The sequence below is a fragment of the Cocleimonas sp. KMM 6892 genome (genome assembly GCF_035798195.1).
Lineage (GTDB): Bacteria > Pseudomonadota > Gammaproteobacteria > Thiotrichales > Thiotrichaceae > Cocleimonas > Cocleimonas flava.
In genome coordinates this window covers 1-1196 of sequence record NZ_JAPFBV010000017.1, presented here as the reverse complement: position 1 = coordinate 1196, position 1196 = coordinate 1, and the positions used below count along the sequence as shown (strand labels likewise).

Genomic DNA, 1196 nt, shown 5'->3' with positions numbered 1-1196 from the left:
AACTTGTATGGTTACTAAAGTTAAAGAACGGGTAAACTGAGACCCACCTTTAGTTAGCTGCTAAAGGCCATTATGTAGTAGCTCGATGTAGCAACGGCTTACTCTTTTTCAAGAGATACCGATAACAAGTGTGAGCACTACATAACTCTATAGATAATAACTCGAACAGTCATCAGGGTCTCAGAACCCGTATAGCAAGTCGGAGTCCATCTTATCATGAAAACAGTAGAAGAAATCAATGTAGGAATCGATACCAGCAAAACTCAATTGGATATATTTGTTCGTCCAATAGGAGAATTCTTTAACGTCGAAAACAATACTAAAGGTATCAAAGAAGCGTTAAAACGCATCAAAGCTTATCAACCCACACGTATCATTATCGAAACATCAGGTCGATTAGAATTGCCCTTCGCTTGTGCCGCCTCTAAAGCGAAATTACCTATAGTTGTAGCTAACGCATTACACGTACATAAGTTTATAGCCTCTACAGGTCAGTTAGCTAAAACCGATAAACTTGATGCCCAAATGATCGCCCATTATGGCGAAGCATTGAAACCTCGATTAACCGAAATCAAAGCAGATAACATACAGAGAATCAGTGACTTACTTGTTAGAAGAAGTCAGTTGATTGAAATGAGAACGATGGAAAAGAATCGTGATAGCATCATGACTAAAGAGATAAAACGATCCAATCAACGACTCATCAAACATCTACAAAAAGAGATAGATTGGGTTGAACAAACTCTGGATAAACTGATAGAAGACACACCGGATTGGAGTAGAACTCTAGAGATATTACTCAGTGTAAAAGGCGTGGGGAAAGTCCTGGCTTATACGCTTTTGAGTGACCTGCCTGAACTTGGACAACTGAATCGAAAAGAGATTGCAGCCTTAGTCGGCGTAGCACCTATGAATAAAGAAAGTGGCGCTTATCGTGGCAAACGAAGAATCCGTGGAGGAAGAGCAAGAATCCGAACGGTTTTGTTTATGGCGATGATGTCGACGATACAATCCAACCCAAAATTTAAACGGGAATACCATGCTTTAGTTTCTAAAGGCAAACCGAAAAAAGTAGCCATCGTAGCCTGTATGAGAAAGATGATTACCATACTCAATACAATGGTGAAAAAAGGGGAGGTTTGGGATGAAAAATTGGCTTAAAAGGTTGACTTGGAACCACAGTCACTTGTTATGTA

1 protein-coding gene is annotated in these 1196 nt (G+C 39.7%); it reads left to right on the top strand.

Translation table 11 applies throughout. The annotated features are described in order from the left end of the window. Positions 1–216: 216 nt before the first annotated feature. Entirely contained in the window at positions 217–1161 is a 945-nt protein-coding gene (locus OO007_RS20185; RefSeq protein ID WP_325810180.1) for an IS110 family transposase, read from the top strand. Positions 1162–1196: the final 35 nt, after the last annotated feature.

Bases quoted from the DNA above. Each gene is read 5' to 3' on its own strand.
- OO007_RS20185 (WP_325810180.1), top strand. From the start codon at position 217: ATGAAAACAGTAGAAGAAATCAATGTAGGAATCGATACCAGCAAAACT.